This window comes from Aeromonas sp. 2692-1, assembly GCF_013085505.1.
Classification (GTDB): domain Bacteria; phylum Pseudomonadota; class Gammaproteobacteria; order Enterobacterales; family Aeromonadaceae; genus Aeromonas; species Aeromonas hydrophila.
In genome coordinates this window covers 4,195,449-4,210,613 of record NZ_CP038513.1, presented here as the reverse complement: position 1 = coordinate 4,210,613, position 15,165 = coordinate 4,195,449, and the positions used below count along the sequence as shown (strand labels likewise).

The 15,165-nt window shown below is 61.8% G+C and carries 13 protein-coding genes and 2 pseudogenes; 9 read left to right on the top strand and 6 right to left on the bottom strand.

All coding sequences use genetic code 11. The annotated features are described in order from the left end of the window. Nucleotides 1–30: 30 nt before the first annotated feature. Nucleotides 31–924 carry a DNA replication terminus site-binding protein gene (locus tag E5E97_RS19515; RefSeq protein ID WP_171280820.1) on the bottom strand — a complete coding sequence of 298 codons (894 nt, stop codon included), beginning with the start codon at nt 922–924 and terminating at the stop codon, nt 31–33. Between the two features lie 520 nt (nt 925–1,444). On the opposite strand from E5E97_RS19515, the gene E5E97_RS19510 reads away from it, so the two are divergent. The 7 genes from E5E97_RS19510 (at nt 1,445) to E5E97_RS19480 (ending at nt 7,249) form a co-directional block, all read left to right on the top strand. Further along, nucleotides 1,445–1,654, top strand: a complete 210-nt coding sequence (locus tag E5E97_RS19510) for a DUF1127 domain-containing protein (RefSeq protein WP_171280819.1) — start codon at nt 1,445–1,447, stop codon at nt 1,652–1,654. Nucleotides 1,655–1,929: 275 nt separating this feature from the next. Then, the gene (gene astE / locus E5E97_RS19505; protein WP_146061371.1) at nt 1,930–2,955 is read left to right on the top strand and encodes a succinylglutamate desuccinylase; all 1,026 of its coding nucleotides are present in this window, start codon (nt 1,930–1,932) and stop codon (nt 2,953–2,955) included. Between the two features lie 281 nt (nt 2,956–3,236). After that, a complete protein-coding gene (pdhA, locus tag E5E97_RS19500; RefSeq protein WP_016351338.1) occupies nt 3,237–4,328 on the top strand; it encodes a pyruvate dehydrogenase (acetyl-transferring) E1 component subunit alpha in 1,092 nt (363 codons plus the stop codon). Beyond that, on the top strand, nt 4,325–5,311 hold the full coding sequence (locus tag E5E97_RS19495; protein WP_043158947.1) for an alpha-ketoacid dehydrogenase subunit beta: 987 nt from the start codon (nt 4,325–4,327) through the stop codon (nt 5,309–5,311). Before pdhA ends, E5E97_RS19495 begins: the two co-directional genes overlap by 4 nt. Further along, complete coding sequence (locus E5E97_RS19490; protein ID WP_171280818.1) at nt 5,308–6,408, top strand: dihydrolipoamide acetyltransferase family protein; 1,101 nt, start codon at nt 5,308–5,310, stop codon at nt 6,406–6,408. The genes E5E97_RS19495 and E5E97_RS19490 overlap by 4 nt, the downstream gene beginning before the upstream one ends. Before the next feature lie 204 nt (nt 6,409–6,612). Further along, nucleotides 6,613–6,822 (top strand): cold-shock protein, encoded by a 210-nt coding sequence (locus E5E97_RS19485; RefSeq protein ID WP_005331438.1) that lies wholly within the window; start codon nt 6,613–6,615, stop codon nt 6,820–6,822. Nucleotides 6,823–6,943: 121 nt separating this feature from the next. Next, nucleotides 6,944–7,249: a hypothetical protein gene (locus E5E97_RS19480; protein ID WP_171280817.1), complete on the top strand. Its 306-nt coding sequence runs from the start codon at nt 6,944–6,946 to the stop codon at nt 7,247–7,249. Here the strand turns inward: E5E97_RS19480 and E5E97_RS19475 are convergent. Beyond that, complete coding sequence (locus E5E97_RS19475; RefSeq protein ID WP_039213759.1) at nt 7,236–7,484, bottom strand: TIGR02647 family protein; 249 nt, start codon at nt 7,482–7,484, stop codon at nt 7,236–7,238. The genes E5E97_RS19480 and E5E97_RS19475 overlap by 14 nt on opposite strands. 250 nt (nt 7,485–7,734) lie before the next feature. Between E5E97_RS19475 and E5E97_RS19470 the strand changes: the two genes are divergently transcribed. Further along, complete coding sequence (locus tag E5E97_RS19470; RefSeq protein ID WP_171280816.1) at nt 7,735–8,292, top strand: hypothetical protein; 558 nt, start codon at nt 7,735–7,737, stop codon at nt 8,290–8,292. A 93-nt stretch (nt 8,293–8,385) separates the two neighbouring features. Beyond that, on the top strand, nt 8,386–8,778 hold the full coding sequence (locus E5E97_RS19465) for a DUF2750 domain-containing protein (RefSeq protein ID WP_005302792.1): 393 nt from the start codon (nt 8,386–8,388) through the stop codon (nt 8,776–8,778). Between the two features lie 114 nt (nt 8,779–8,892). Here the strand turns inward: E5E97_RS19465 and E5E97_RS23785 are convergent. The 4 genes and pseudogenes from E5E97_RS23785 to E5E97_RS19445 form a co-directional block, all read right to left on the bottom strand. After that, a pseudogene (locus E5E97_RS23785) lies at nt 8,893–10,901 on the bottom strand (extracellular solute-binding protein). Then, nucleotides 10,864–11,753: pseudogene (locus tag E5E97_RS19455) on the bottom strand (EamA family transporter). Before E5E97_RS19455 ends, E5E97_RS23785 begins: the two co-directional pseudogenes overlap by 38 nt. Nucleotides 11,754–11,880: 127 nt before the next feature. After that, the gene (locus E5E97_RS19450; RefSeq protein WP_011706659.1) at nt 11,881–12,627 is read right to left on the bottom strand and encodes a DNA-binding transcriptional regulator YciT; all 747 of its coding nucleotides are present in this window, start codon (nt 12,625–12,627) and stop codon (nt 11,881–11,883) included. A gap of 92 nt (nt 12,628–12,719) precedes the next feature. Then, a complete protein-coding gene (locus E5E97_RS19445) occupies nt 12,720–15,152 on the bottom strand; it encodes a formate C-acetyltransferase/glycerol dehydratase family glycyl radical enzyme (RefSeq protein WP_171280815.1) in 2,433 nt (810 codons plus the stop codon). Nucleotides 15,153–15,165 lie beyond the last annotated feature (13 nt).

The window sequence follows — 15,165 nt, the reverse complement described above, 5'->3', positions numbered from 1 at the left end:
CTGGATGGGGTGCACAGCCGCTCGGGCCGGTCATCCTTGATAAAGGTAGAGATGCAGCCGCTCTATGATGGGCTCGCCGCCAATCTTGCGATCCCGCCGGGCCTGGCGCAGCTTGGGCGGGTAGTGGCCAAGGTGGGTGACGGCGGGCTGGGTGTCCGAGCAGAGCAGCAGGGGCAGGCTCGCCTTGAGCTGCTGCTTGCGAGGCTCCCGGTCCTGCCAGAGCAGGTTGATCATCGGGTGGGTCTTGACCGGCCGGCGGATCCTGAGCTCTGCGTCCGCAGGCAGACGGCGGATGTCGTACACCTCCTGATCCACCATCTTGCTCCACTCCTCATTGTTCGACAGCGCCGGAATATAACGGCGGCTGCGCTCCAGCATCTCCAGCACCTGCTCCCGGCTGAGCCGACTGATGCTCTGCTTGTCAGCCCAGGTGAAGCCGAGCGAGTGCAGCTCTCCCTCAAGCCAAGTCAGCTTGCGATAGACCTGCAGGGTAATGACCCCGGGCAGCGCCCTGTGCACCAGCTCGAACTTCTCATCCCGCCCGCCCGCCTGCTGCACCAGTGCCTTGAAGGCGAGCTTGCACCCGTTGACCTCGTCGATCAGCGGTCGTAGCAGGGGCGCACAGGCGGCAGGAAAGCGCAGCCAGCCCGGCAGGCGGTGGGTGGCCTTGGTGGAGCAACCGGGGCGGGCGCTGTGATCCCGATAGGCGCTGAGGGTAGCGGCCAGTGCGGCCTCCTCGCCTAGATAACCCACCTCGATCTGCTCGATGGGTTCATGCTCCTGCCCTTGCGGTACGGCGGGCAGGGGATAGACGTGGGCCTCCAGCAACTCAAGCTGTTCCAGCTGCACGGCCAGGCTGTCCAGCGCCTGTTCAAGCCGCTCCATCTGCTGGCGCAAGGCGGCTGTGGGGGTAAATGTCTCCATCGGCATGTCCTGTATTTGCCTCTGTCAGACCTGGTGAATGGGCTGAACATAGGGCAGTGAAAGTACTGTATAAATAACCATATCAGCCTGCGGCATGGGTGCCAAGTGCCTGCGTTCCAGGGGGATGAAGAGGGGCAAAAGATCGGAGCCATTCGAAGGTGACACCTTTGTATCTGACTGTTAATAAAGGATCAATAAAAGATCGCTTGGTTAACAACTGAATGTAAAGGTCAGGTTGCCCACCTTGCTTGTGCCCACAGTGAATGCATAGCCAGTAGAGGAAACTGCATAGTTAGAAGGGATCCATGCAGGAGAATATGCTGCAGGGTATCCAGCACAGACGGAAAGATGATTAAGTCGTTATTAATCAATGCGTTAGTTTTATACTTATGACGACATCAACCATTAGTTTTAATAATGTCTGCTATCAAAATTCGTCAATTGAGTCGGCTACCCCCCTGACTAAGCTTTGCGCAACAAATTCGCACCCCGCGCAGACATCGTAAAGAGGAGCCACATCATGGCCAACATGACTTATACCGAAGCCGGTTACCAGCATTCCAGCCAACTGAATCTGGCTACTCGCGTCAAAATGACCGTACTGACTTGGCTGGAACGCAGCCGCAGCCGTCGCCAGCTCTCCGAGCTGCCCGAGTACCTGCTCAAGGACATCGGTCTGAACGAAGCCGATCGTTATCAAGAGACCACCAAGCCGTTCTGGCGTGGTTGATCTGCCGGGCAAGGATGCCTCGTTTTACTGCTGACTCACTGTTGCCAGCCAGTGCCGCCATGGCGTGACAGACAGCCCCATTGCCTGGGCCCGTTCTCTTCGTTGTACCCGTTTCCCTCTCTCACGGCCTGTAGCCGACCCCTTTTGTTCCCCCGTGCTGTTCCTCCCTTTCACACTTGTAACATTACTGTTTGAATTTGTTTAAAAATTGATTTTAAGCCCGAGGGCCTTGCGTATAATCCGGCCAAGCGTTCCTGACAATAAGGGTGAGATGGATGATTCCCCAGCATGACTTTTTGGCCCTGACTCGCCGCCACGAGTGGCAGCTTGAGCCATTCTCGTTTGATCTGCCGGATGGTGCTCGCGCGAGTGTGTGGGATACGGGGGTGCTCTGCCTGGAGCCTGCCAGCGGTGCCGGCGACCTGCCGGGCGGGCGCAAGGATATCGTGCTCTCCTGCGGCATCCACGGCAACGAGACGGCCCCCATCGAGATCTGCAACCAGCTGCTGAGCCGTCTGCTCAGTGGCGAGCTCAGGGCCCGTCACCGGGTGCTGTTCCTGTTCGGCAACCCGGCGGCCATGAACCTGGGCGTGCGCGAAGTGGAGGAGAACATGAACCGGCTCTTCTCCGGCGCTCACAGCAAGGGGGAGGGGCTGTGCAACCAGGAGCGGATCCGTGCCATGCGCCTCGAGCAGTATGTGAGCCGCTTCTTTGCCGACCCGGCCAGACCGCGCTACCACTACGACCTGCACACCGCCATTCGCGGCTCGCGCCACGAGAAGTTTGCCGTCTATCCCTTCCCCCACGAGCGGCCTCATTGCAAGGAGCAGGTGCAGTTTCTCGGCGCCTGCGGCGTGCGCACCATTCTGCTCTCCAGCGGCCCCACCACCACCTTCAGCTATTACAGCTCCCAACGCCACGGAGCTCACGCCTTCACGGTGGAGCTGGGCAAGGTGCGCCCGTTTGGCGAGAACGACATGACTCGTTTCATCGAAACCCGGCAGGCGCTGCAGGATCTGGTGACCCGGGACGAGGTGGTGCTGGAGCCCTGGCGGGCGGATGATTTCACCATCTTTGCCATCGACCGGGTGATCAACAAGCGCTCGGAGCAGTTTCGTTTCCTGTTTGCCAGCGATGTGGACAATTTCACCGAATTTCCCCAGGGTTTCGTGCTGGCCGAGGATGGCGAGCTGCGCTACACGGTAGAGAAACCGCGGGAGGCGGTGGTGTTCCCCAACGCCAACGTGGCCATCGGCCAGCGTACCGTGTTGCTGGTGGTGCCGACCCGGCTGTGGGAGTAACCCGGCGCCACCTCTGATGGCAATGGCAGGCTGCCACCGGCATTGCCGGGCGTGCAGCCCTTTTCGGGAGCCTTGAGCGATCCCGCCCCCGGCCTGACAGGGAGCCCGATGCGGCTCCCTGTTTCATTTCCTCTTAGCCGAAAAATCCAGCTTCTTTCTGAAATTAAAGAAGTTTCTACTGGTCTTACCTGGCTAAATCCCATTGCCCTTTGATTAACAATCTATTTACATTCAAAGGGTCACCTCATGGTGGTGACGTTGACAACGGCAAGGAGCCAGTTATGACCCATGTCGACATCCCTTTCCTTCGTTACCTCGATGAGGAAGGGCGCCCGGTCGCTACACTACCGACCTGGCTGGACAAGGCGATACTGCACACCTTCTACCGCAACATGGTGATGGTGCGCAGCTATGACAAGAAAGCGATCGCGCTGCAGCGAACCGGCAAGCTTGGTACGTTTCCCTCCCACCTGGGCGCCGAGGCGGTCGGGATTGGGGTCGGGCTCGCCATGCAGCCGCAGGATGTCTACGTGCCCTACTACCGGGATATGCCCACCCTCTATGTACGGGGCGTGCCCATGGAGAAAAACCTGCAGTACTGGGGCGGGGACGAGCGTGGCAGCGTCTTTTACAAGGCGGATGGCGAACTCTCCGAGGACCTGCCCATCTGCGTACCCATCGCCACCCAGATCACCCATGCCGCCGGTATCGCCGCGGCCTTCAAACTGCGCAATCAAGCCAGGGTCGCCGTGGTGACCATCGGCGATGGCGGCACCTCCAAGGGTGACTTTCTGGAGGGGCTCAACTGTGCAGGCGTCTGGCATCTACCCATGGTGATGATCATCAACAACAACCAGTGGGCCATTTCGGTACCGCGCAAGCTGCAGTCGAGCGCGCCCACCCTGGCCCAGAAAGGGATAGGGGCCGGCGTGCGCAGCATTCAGGTGGATGGCAACGACGTGGTCGCCGTCTATGAGGCCACCCGCAGCGCCGTCGAGCGCGCCCGCAGCGGCAAGGGGCCGACCCTGATCGAGGCGGTCAGCTATCGGCTGGGGGATCACACCACGGCCGATGATGCGACCCGTTATCGGGAAGCGGCCGAGGTGGAAGCCGCCTGGGCCAAGGAGCCGGTCAAGCGGCTGCGCCAGTTCATGTTTGAGCAGGGCTGGTGGGACGAGCAGCAGGAGCAGGCATTGCTGGCCGAGGCGGCCCGCGAGGTCGAGCGCGCCGTGGCCGTGTATGAAAACACGGCGGCGCAGGCCCCGGAAACCCTGCTCGACTATCAGTTTGCCGAGTTGCCGAAGGATTACCGCACGCAGCGCCAGCGCATCATCGCCAAGGGCATGCAGCAGCACAGCGGGGAGGAAGCATGAGTGATATGACGTTGCTCGAGGCCGTCAATCTGGCGTTGCATCACGAGATGGAGCGGGACCCGGACGTGGTGGTACTCGGCGAGGATGTGGGAGTCAACGGCGGGGTGTTTCGCGCCACCGTGGGCCTGCGCGACAAGTTCGGCTTCAAGCGGGTGATCGATACCCCGCTGGCCGAGGGGCTGATCGCCGGGGTGGCGGTCGGGATGGCCACCCAGGGGCTCAAGCCCGTGGCTGAATTCCAGTTTCAGGGTTTCATCTTCCCAGGCATGGAGCAGATCATCTGCCAGGCGGCGCGGATGCGCAATCGCACCCGGGGCCGCATCACCTGCCCCATCGTCTACCGCTCCCCCTACGGCGCCGGCATTCACTCCCCCGAACACCACAGCGAGAGCGTGGAAGCCCTGTTCGCCCACATTCCCGGACTGCGGGTGGTGATCCCCTCCAGCCCGAAGCGGGCATATGGCCTGCTGTTGTCGGCCATTCGCGACCCGGATCCCGTGATGTTCTTCGAGCCAGATCGCATCTATCGCTCGATGAAATCCGACGTAGTGGATGACGGCATCGGTCTGCCGCTGGATGTCTGCTTTACCCTGCGTCCTGGCCGCGACATCACGGTCGTTGCTTGGGGAGCCTGCATCCAGGAGGTAATGCGGGCAGCGAACCTGTTGGCGGAGCAGGACATTCAATGCGAAGTGCTGGATCTCGCCACCATCAAGCCGCTGGACATGGAGAGCATTCTGGCGTCGGTTCGCAAGACCGGTCGCCTGTTGGTAGTGCACGAAGCGTGCGGCAGCTTCGGGGTCGGCGCCGAGATCGTGGCGCGGGTCACCGAGGAGGCGCTGACCTCCCTCAAGGCACCGCCCAAGCGGCTCACCGGCGTGGATGCCGCCGTCCCCTATTACCGCAACGAAGAGTACTACCTCATCACCGAGCAGGACATTGCCGATGCGGCTCATCAGCTGATGGAGAACCAGTGGCTATGAAATTTTTCAAATTACCGGATCTGGGTGAAGGCTTGGCCGAAGCCGAGATCGTCGAATGGAAGGTCAGCGCCGGCGATACCGTGAGCGTCGACCAGGTGTTGTTGTCAGTAGAGACGGCCAAGGCGCTGGTGGATGTACCTTCGCCAGTGGCGGGGGTCATTGCCAGGCTGTGCGGGCAGGAGGGGGACATTCTGCACATCGGCGCACCGCTGGTGGAGTTTGAAGGCGGCGAGGATGACGGCACCGTCGTCGGCAAGGTCAATGCCCATCAGCAGCACATCGAGGATCACTTCGTGGTGGGAGTCATTGCTCCCGGCGGTGCTCTGGTGCAGGCCATGCCGGCCGTGCGCCTGCTGGCCCAGAAACTGGGGCTGGATATCGAGCGGCTCAAGGGGAGCGGCAGTGCCGGCATGGTGACCGAGCAGGACGTGCAGCAGGCATTCGAGGCCCAGCAGAGCAGTGGCAACGAGTTCCTCAAGGGCTCGCGCCGGGCCATGGCCAAGGCGATGGAGCTGTCCCATAAAACGGTAGTGCCGGTCAGCATCACCGATGAGGTGGACTTGCGTCACTGGCGCCCTGATGAGGACGTCACAGTGCGCCTCATCAAGGCCATCGGCGTGGCTTGTCGGGCGGAACCCTCCATGAACGCCTGGTTTGACGGCGACACCTTGTCAAGGCGGCTGTTCAGAGAGGTCAACGTGGCCATTGCGGTGGATTCCAAGCATGGGCTCTACGTGCCGGTCATGGAAAACGTGGCCGAGCGGGAAGGGGCCGATCTGCGCCAAGGGCTGGATCGCATGATTGCCGACGTGAAGGCGCGCGCCGTGCCGCGCGAGATGTTGCAGGGGGCGACTATCACTCTCACCAACTTCGGCGCCATCGCGGGGCGTTATGCCAGCCCGATCGTGACGCCGCCTCAGGTGGCCATCATAGGGGCGGGCAAATTGTTCGAGAAAGTCGTGTTCATTCATGGGGAGGCACGCCCGGTCAGAGCACTGCCGTTGTCGATGACGTTTGACCACAGAGCCTGCACCGGCGGTGAAGCGGCACGCTTCCTCAAGGCTCTGGTAAAGGCGCTGGAAGCCCCCGCATTGTGACAGGTGTGCCCTGCCGTGGCAGGGCACAAATTGTTTGCGTAATCCCCAAAGCCACGTATAATCTAAACCAGCTTGAAAGGGCGATAGTTATGTCAATGAATATGATGTTTTACATCTTTTCCTGTTGTTCATAAGTTAATCCCGTTTTTTGAGCTTTATCCGCTGAAAAGCATAAGTAATTATTTTGAATACAGGTTTAAAGATATGTCTAACATGATCACCGGTACCGTTAAGTTTTTCAACGAAACCAAAGGTTTTGGCTTCATCCAGCAAGAAAACGGCCCGGACGTTTTCGTTCACTTCAGCGCTATCAGCGGTAACGGTTTCCGTACCCTGGCTGAAGGTCAGCGCGTACAGTTCTCTGTGACCCAAGGTCAGAAAGGCCCGCAGGCTGAGAACGTAACTGCTCTGTAATTCTTACAGAATTTAAGAAAGCCGTGGTGCCTCTGGTTCCACGGCTTTTTGTTTATGGACGTTTCACTCCCATCTACAGAGAGTGAACGGTGCTACTTCCTACTCTCTCGTTGCCTCCACGATGCTGCCATCTCTTCTGTTTGCCGCCACGCTGATTACCTCTGCTGATGTACAGGGGCAAGATATCTTCGAGGTCGAAGCAAAAGCCGTATGCCAGCAGTTTGTCGAGGTGCGTGTGGGCGGTGGCTCCCTGCCCGACGAGATCAAGGCTCAACCATTGCCAAAACGGGTGGGGGAGTGGATGGTCGATGGCAAAGTAAAAGGACCCGAAGGTCCTTTGTTGTTTGCCTGTCTGCTGCGTCAGGGGAAACGCTGGGAGCTGCTCAACTTTTCGCTGTGGGCTCCCAAAGCGATCAAAGCGGTTTGAGTGCGACCAGCAGGTGCTGCAGGTGCTCTACCATGGTCATGCCGAATGGCGTCAGATAGCCACCATCTTCCGCGCTGATGAGCCCCTGTTGATGCAGGCGTGACGCTGCCTGGCAGAGTTCATCGGACATGTCGCTGCGCAACTTGATCCCCAGGCTCATGTTGGCCGGATCAAAACATGCCAGTATTTTCAAATCGTTTACAAAATCGTTAGAAACCTGGTCGATCCCGATCATGAATGCACTCCTTACGCTAAAGATGTATGCAAACTAGCATTCCCGGATCCACTTTAGTGGGCGCTGGCTCAAACTATTGGGCTTTCTCCTTTCCATGCGTGCTCAAACGCTGCTTTTTTGGTCGTCCTGCCAGTGCTTTTTGGAGGCGTAGTTGAGTCCGCCCCTGCCATGCCAAACATGATAGGATAGGAGCCTCCTTTGTCTTTCTGGCCGAACGCTGCGTATCGGCCTCCGGTTCAAGGCGTATTCCATGGTCAAGATCACACTGGTATCACTGCTGCACACACTGGGGACGCGTTTCCCCGTCTATCCCGCCTCCCTGTTGTTGCCCCTACTCGAGCAGCATCAGGGCGATGTCTGGCTGCCAGCCTGCAAGGGAGCGGATGTCGCCGCCCTGCGTCAGCATGGCAAGGGGGCAGCCGCCCAAACCTTGGCTCCGCTGACGGTGGCCTGGTGTGATTTTGCTACCGGTGAAGAGGGGACGACACCCGAGCTGGATGCACTGGCCAATTACGACAGCGAGATGATGGACAATTTGCTGATGTACTGGCACAGCCCGGCCAAGATCAACAGCCCGATCACCGATAATCTGTTCGAGTTGCGCCGCGAGGTGGTGGATGAGGCCCATGGCGGCAAGCTGGCCGCCGCCTGGCAAGCGCAGCAACAGGCCCGTTTCGAGCAGATCATGGCCGCTGCCTTGGCCGGACGAGAGCAGCTCTGCTTCGTCGAGGTGGAGTCCGCCTACTGGCTGCGCCAGCGTTTCAGCGAGATGGCGGAGATCACCCTGGTGACCCCCGAGCTGGGATGAGATCGCGAAAAATCGGTGACCGATCTCTCATACTGGACAAGGCGCCGGCAAGATGTGAACATGGCGCCCTTTATTGCACAAGAGACTTGACCGATGAGCTATGAACTGAGCGACACCGAGCGCAATGCAGCGCTGCAACTGAACGCGGACTACCGCTTTGATCACTTCATCAGCAAGCTGGTCGAGCACGAAGAGCTGTTCGTTCTGACCGACGAGCACGGCGTCATGATGCTGACCACGGACGATGAAGACTGCATCCCGGTATGGCCGCACCCGGAATACGCCAAGGCGTGGGCCGAAGGGGAGTGGGCTGACTGCAAGCCGCAGTCCATCACCCTCAAGGTGTGGCTGGAGCGCTGGATCGACGGCATGGAGCAGGATGAACTGTGCGTTGCCGTGTTCCCGACCCCGGATCAGGAAGGTATCGTGCTGGAGCCGGCCGACGTGGCCGACGCCATCGCCCAGAAGCAGGCCAAGCGCGGTTAATCGCTGCTGCTTCCAGCTGGCAACCCCGGTTGCAAAAAAGACCCCGCCAATGTGCGGGGTCTTTTTGTTGGTGGCCTAGGCCAACCTTGGCAAAGAGGCAGGCTGCGCAGGCCCCTATTTCTGCTGATAGGTGGTATCAACCCGGGTGACGGCCGGAAAGGTCTGATCCGCCTTGATGGCAGCCTGGGTCTGCGTCTTGGCCTCTTCATCAATCCAGAACAGGCCACCGTAGCTGTAGCCGCTGTTGCTGCCGTCCAGCGGCCAATAGATCAACTCGCTCTTGGGCGTCGCCGGCAGCTTGGGTAGTTTTATCCAGCGCCAGGCCCCTTCCCGGGTGTAGGGCACCTGGTAGGCGGGTACGAAGCTGGCCAGCTCATAGAGTCGCTGCTGGATCTGGCGCGACAGCGCCGCTTTTTTGGCGAAGTCGAACTCCTTGTCGTACTGCTCCACCAGGGCCGTGATGGCGTCGTCATCGATGTTCATGATGTTGTTGGTCTGCGGCTTGTTGGCGTTGATCTTGTGGAAGAACTCCCAATAGGCGGGATAACGGCTGCCTGACCAGGCCATCCAGGCGCTCTGGTGTTTTTTCTCCAGCATCGACTTGAAGCCGGCCGAGGCATCCATCAGGTTGAGCTCGAGGTTGAGCCCCGCCTTCTTGGCCTCTTCGCGCAGCAGGGTGAGGCGCTGGGCGTGCTCCGCCGTGGTGTAGGTGATGGCCAGGGTCAGCGGCTGGCCCTGGTTGTTTTGCAGGGTACCGTCGGGACCGGGCTTGGTGAAGCCGGCCTTGGCGAAGTAGTGGCGCGCCAGCTCGGGATCAAACGGGCGGGCCTTGAGCTCCGTATTGGTGAACTCCCCCTGGCCGGAGCCGTAGCTGTTGAGGCGCTGGTAATCCCCCCGCAGCAGGGTGGTGAGCATCTTGTCGAGATTGAGGGCGTGCTGGATGCCGAGCCGCACATTGAGATCGCGCAGCAGCGGATCGGCGGTATTGAGATAGAGCCCAGTTGGGGGCTGGGGGTCTGGTTGTAGAACCAGAGGCGTTCTATATAACCCTTGGCGAACTCCGGCGTTTTGCTCTTGTCGTGCCACCAGTTGGGCATCACCAGCGGGAAGGTATCGAGCTCGCCGCGCAGGAAGTGCTGCCAGGCGATGTTCTGATCCCTGAGCACCTTGAGCTCGATCCGATCCGGGTTGAAGCGGTGCTGGAAGTAGCGCTCGTCATTGCCCCACCAATCCTTGACCCGCTCGAAGGTGACCGACTTGCCCTTCTTCACCTCGCCAAGCTGATAGGGGCCGGTCACTGGCAGCAGCTTCCAGTTGTACGCCTTGACCCAGTCGGCGCTGATCTTGATGGCGTGGCTGGGGGCCGGGCTGAAGGGCAGGGATTCCAGCAGATCCTGGCGACTCTTGGCCGTGCCGCTGGAGATGGCCAGGGTGTGGTCATCAAACTTGGTCACCTCGCTTATCTGGGTGCTGTAGTAGTTGTTGTACCAGGGGTCGTTGATCTCCTTGCTGCGCAGCAGCTTGAGGGTGAACAGCCAGTCATCGGCGGTGACCGGTTGACCGTCCGACCAGCGTGCCTTGGGATTGATGCGCAGATAGAGGGTCTTGTGGTCAGGCCCGAAGGCCCATTCGTTGGCCAGCATCGGCATGGGATTGCCGGTGACGGGATGGGTACTCAAGAGCGGCAGATTGGTCTCCCGCATATAGCCGGCGAAGCCGCCGTTGGAGTCCGGGCCGTACACCCGCAGGGTCAGCGGAAAACTGGTCATGAAGCCGCGAAAGGTGCCGCCCCGCTTGGCGGCCGGATCCGCGAAAGCCGGATCCGCGTTGTTGCTCTCCCAGGTCAGATCGGCCGGCAGGGTGGCGCTCCAGCCGTAGTGGCTCAGGCAGAGGGTCAGGGCAATGGCACTGGTGCGCAGAAGGCGCGGGATGATGCGGGGGTTTGCAGTGAAGGTCGATGGCATGTCCTTGCTCTCCTGATGGCTGCGTCCTGCAGGCCACTCGCTGGTGGCTCCAGCCCCGATGGGGGCTGGCTCATCATGGAAAGTTTCCCCGCCCTGGTCAATGGCGACGGGCAAATAAGGATCAGGTGGCCTGTGGCTTGAACCAGCGCAGCCGGCCACCCAGCAGATGCACCACGAATCCCAGCAGTACCAGGGCCGAGCCCAGCCACTGCAAGGGGGGGGGTGCTCGTCCAGCAGCAGGGCCGCGGCTACCATGCCGACGCAGGGCACCAGCAGGGAGAGAGGGGCCACCTGCGCCACCGGGTAGCGCATCAGCAGCCGGCCCCACAGGCCGTAGCCAAGCCAGGTGGCGACAAAGGAGAGATAGAGCACGCATAGGAACCCCTGCCAGCTGATGTTGAGCAGGCTGCTGGCCATCAGCTCGGGCCCCTCGAACAACCAAGAGAGCGCGAGGAAGGGAAGGATGGGCACCAGTCCGCCCCAGGCGATAAGGCTGGGCAGCGTGGTCTGGTAGCGCAGCCCGATCTGGCGATTGATGACGTTGCCAAGCCCCCAGCAGGCGGCCGCGCAGAGGGTCAGCACGAAGCCGAGCAGGGTCAGGTTGCCTTCGCCATGGGTGGCGATGAGATAGAGGCCGGCTCCCGCCAGCGGCAGGGCCACCCAGTGGTGGGGTTGCCAGCGCTCACCCAGCCAGATCATGGCGAACAGCAGGGTGAACACCACCTGGGATTGCAGCACCAGCGAGGCCATGCCCGCCGGCATGCCGAACTTCATGGCGCAAAACAGAAAGGAGAACTGCCCCAGACTGATGGCTCCGCCATAGGCCAGCAGCCAGCGCCACGGCATGGCGGGTCTGGGAACCAGCAAGATGGCGGGAAAGACCACCCCGACGAAGCGCAGCGCCCCCAGCAGCAGCGGGGGAATCCCCTCCAGCCCCCACTTGATGGCGACGAAGTTGAGCCCCCAGCAGAGGATGACCAGAGCGGCCAGAAATTTGTCCTTGGTGTGCATGCGGCGTCCTTCGGTCTGTGGCCTCTGGCAGGAGAGGCCAAAAGAGGACGAGCATACCCCAGCCTCGGTGGGCGCCGTCAAGCCGCCAGGCGGGGGAGCAACCCGGCAACGGGGGGCAAGGTGCGATTCAGGCGGCGACGCAGTGCACTGTGATGCCGCGTGCGGCCAGGGTGGCCCGCATGGGGGCGGGCAGGGCATCGTCGGTGACCAGCACGCCGATCTGGCCTGGCGTGCCGAGCGGGCTCGGGTGGATGGCACCGAACTTGCTGCTGTCGGTGATGACCACATTGGTCACCCCCTTGGCCAGCACGCTGTTGACCACGTCGGCCCGCATCATGTCGCGGCCGGTGAAGCCCATCTCGGGATGAAAACCGTCTACCCCGATGAAGGCCTTTGAGAAGTGTACCTGCTCGATGCACAGTCGGGTCAGCGGCCCCACCACGCTCTCGCTCTGATGCTGGAACAGGCCGCCGAGCAGCACTACCTGGGCCTGGGTGTCGCGCAGCAGGTGGGCGATGTAGCTGCTGATGGTGATGATGGTGACCCGCTTGTGCAGGGCCAGATGGCGGGCCAGCAGGGCGTTGGCGCTGCCCCCCTCGATAAAGACCGTCTCGCCATCCTCCACCAGCTGGGCGGCTCGCTCGGCGAGGCGCTCCTTGAGCAGGTAGTTGATGTTCATCCGGGCGTCGGGGTCGTCGCTCTCCAGCGCCATGGCCGAGCCGTGCACGCGCTTGAGCAGTCCCTGTTTTTCGAGGGCGGTCAGGTCGTTGCGCACCGTCACCTCCGAGACCCCGGTACGTTGGGAGAGCTCGCTCACGCTCATCTTGCGGGCCTGATGGACCAGGGTGAGGATCAGTTGGTGGCGTGGGTTCATGGGGCCTCGCTGGCTGGCAGTGGATAGCGGCAAGCCACCGCGCGGGTGGCTTGCTGGTCATAAAGGGGCACAGCTGCCCCTGGTGGGGCCCGTCAGAGACTGTGCTCGGTGCGGGCGATGATATCATCTTGCGCATCGGGGGATAAGGCGGTGAAGAAGGCCGAATAGCCCGCCACCCGCACCACCAGATCCCGATACTGGTCGGGATGGGCCTTGGCGGCCAGCAGGGTTTCGCGCGAGACGATGTTGTACTGCACGTGCCACCCCTTGTGTACCTCGAAGAAGGTGCGCAGCAGGCTCATCAGCTTGGCCTTGTCCCGCTCGTTTTCAAGGCTGGTCGGGCTCAGCTTCTGGTTGAGCAGCACGCCGCCAAGGATGGCCGCCGTGGGCAGTTTGCCAAGCGAGTTGAACACCGCCGTGGGGCCCAGGCGATCCGACCCCGACGAGGGGCTGGCCCCTTCCGCCAGCGGGGTGCGGGCGTGACGGCCATCCGGGGTGGCCATGGTGGCCGCACCAAACGGCACGTTGGCCGAGATGGAGGAGGTGCCCGCATAGTAGGTGCCGCCGATGGGGCCACGACCGAAGCGGGTGTTGTGCAGCCCTTTGAGCTCGTCGATGTAGCTCTGGTAGGCCTGTACCAGCAGCAGGTCGACCTCGTCCAGATCGTTGCCGTATTTGGGGGCCGCGTGGGTGAGGCGCTGGCGCAGCTGTTCGCCCTCGAGCCCGGCAAAATCCTGCTCGAGCGCCTCGGCCAGCTCGCGCTGATCCACCACGCCCTGCTCGAACACCAGTTTCTTCAGCGCCGCCAAGCTGTTGCCCAGGTTGGCGATCCCTACCTGCAAGCCGGAGACCCAGTCATAGACGGCGCCCCCCTGCTTGATGGTCTTGCCGCGTTCGATGCAGTCATCCACCAGGGCGCTGCAGAGGATGTCGTGGGCCTGGGCCTCCAGCACGCTGTCGACCACGCAGTCGATCTCGATGGATTTGCGGGTGAAGTAGCGCACCTGCTCGTCCCAGCGCGCCATCACCTCGTCGAAGTGGCCGAACGAGCCTTGCCGCAGTGACTGGGGCTGGGGCAAGAAGACCTTGCCGGTGGTGGCGTCACGGCCGCCATCGAGCGCCGCCAGCAGGATGCGGGCGAAGTTGATGAAGCTCATGCCGGTGCAGCGATAGCCCCACTTGCCGGGTACCGCGGTTTCGATGCAGCCGATGGCGGCGTAGTGGTGGGCATCCTCCTCGCTCACCCCGAGCTTGATGAATTCGGGGATCACCACCTCGTCGTTGTTGAAGGCGGGCATGCCGAAGCCGCAGCGGATCACCTGGATGCAGGCGTCGAGGAAATCCTCGCTCATTCGTGCGTGGTAGCGCACCGAGAGGTTGGGCTGGGTGGAGCGCAACTGGCCGCAGGACTCCAGAATCGCGTAGGAGAGGCCGTTGACCGCGTCATGGGCCTTGCCATCCCGCCAGTTCTGGCCGCCGATGGTGACGTTTTGATAGAGCGGGCTGCCGGCGGAGGCCTTGGAGTGGGTGCCGGAGCGGATCTTGTTCACCTCCAGCAACTTGAGCCAGCACCCTTGCAGCAGCTCGATGGCGCGTGTGCGCGGCAGGGATTCCGACAGTTCCACCTCGCGGCGATACCAGGGGTAGAGGTACTGGTCCATCCGGCCAAACGACACCGAGTGGCCGTTGGACTCGATCTGCAGGATGAGCTGGATGAAGTAGCAGAGCTGTAGCGCCTGCCAGAAGGTCTCGGGGGGCCGGTGGGCGATGTGGGCGCAGTTGAGGGCGATGGTCTCAAGCTCGCAGCGGCGCTCTGGGCGCGGCTCCTGCAGCGCCAGTTCACGGGCCAGCGCGGCGTAACGCTCGATGTGCAGGCTGACGGCATCAAAAGTGATGGCGACGGCCTGCAGGAACTGCTCGCGCTGCAGATCGGCCCAGTCCGCCAGATCGAGCCGGCCGCGCCGCTCGGCTACCTTGGCCTTGAGGCCGTCGAGACCGAGAGCAAGCAGCTGCTCATAGTTGACCGCGAGGTGCGCATCCCCCGAGGTCATGTTGCCTTCGGCCTTGATGATGCCGCTCTCCAGCAGCCCCTTCTGCTCGTCGGTAAAGAGGCCGTAGCAGCGATCCTGCACCGTCTGGCCGCGCCAGAAGGGGGTGAGGGCATGGATGGCCAGCTTGTCTGCCTCGCTCACCGCAAAGCCGGCGCCGGGGCGGTCGGCCAGCTCGTCGATCTCCTTCTCGATCCAGCCCACCGTGTATTCGGGAAAGAGCGGCGCCGCCCGCACCTGGCTGGCCTGGTTGCCGACGATGAGCTCGTCGTGCTTGATCCAGATGGTGCGCTCCTTGAGGTGGTGGGCAAGTGCCAGGGCGCGGCGTATTGGCAGCGGCCGGGCCAGGTGGGCCTGATAGGCCTCTGTATAGTGGCGGGCCCGCTCGGTGCAGACCGGCGGCTGGACGATGTGGATCAGACTCTCCTTGTGGGCACGGATCCGCGGGGGCAGGGTAGTGAGGTCGAGCTGGGTCATGGTCTTATCCTCT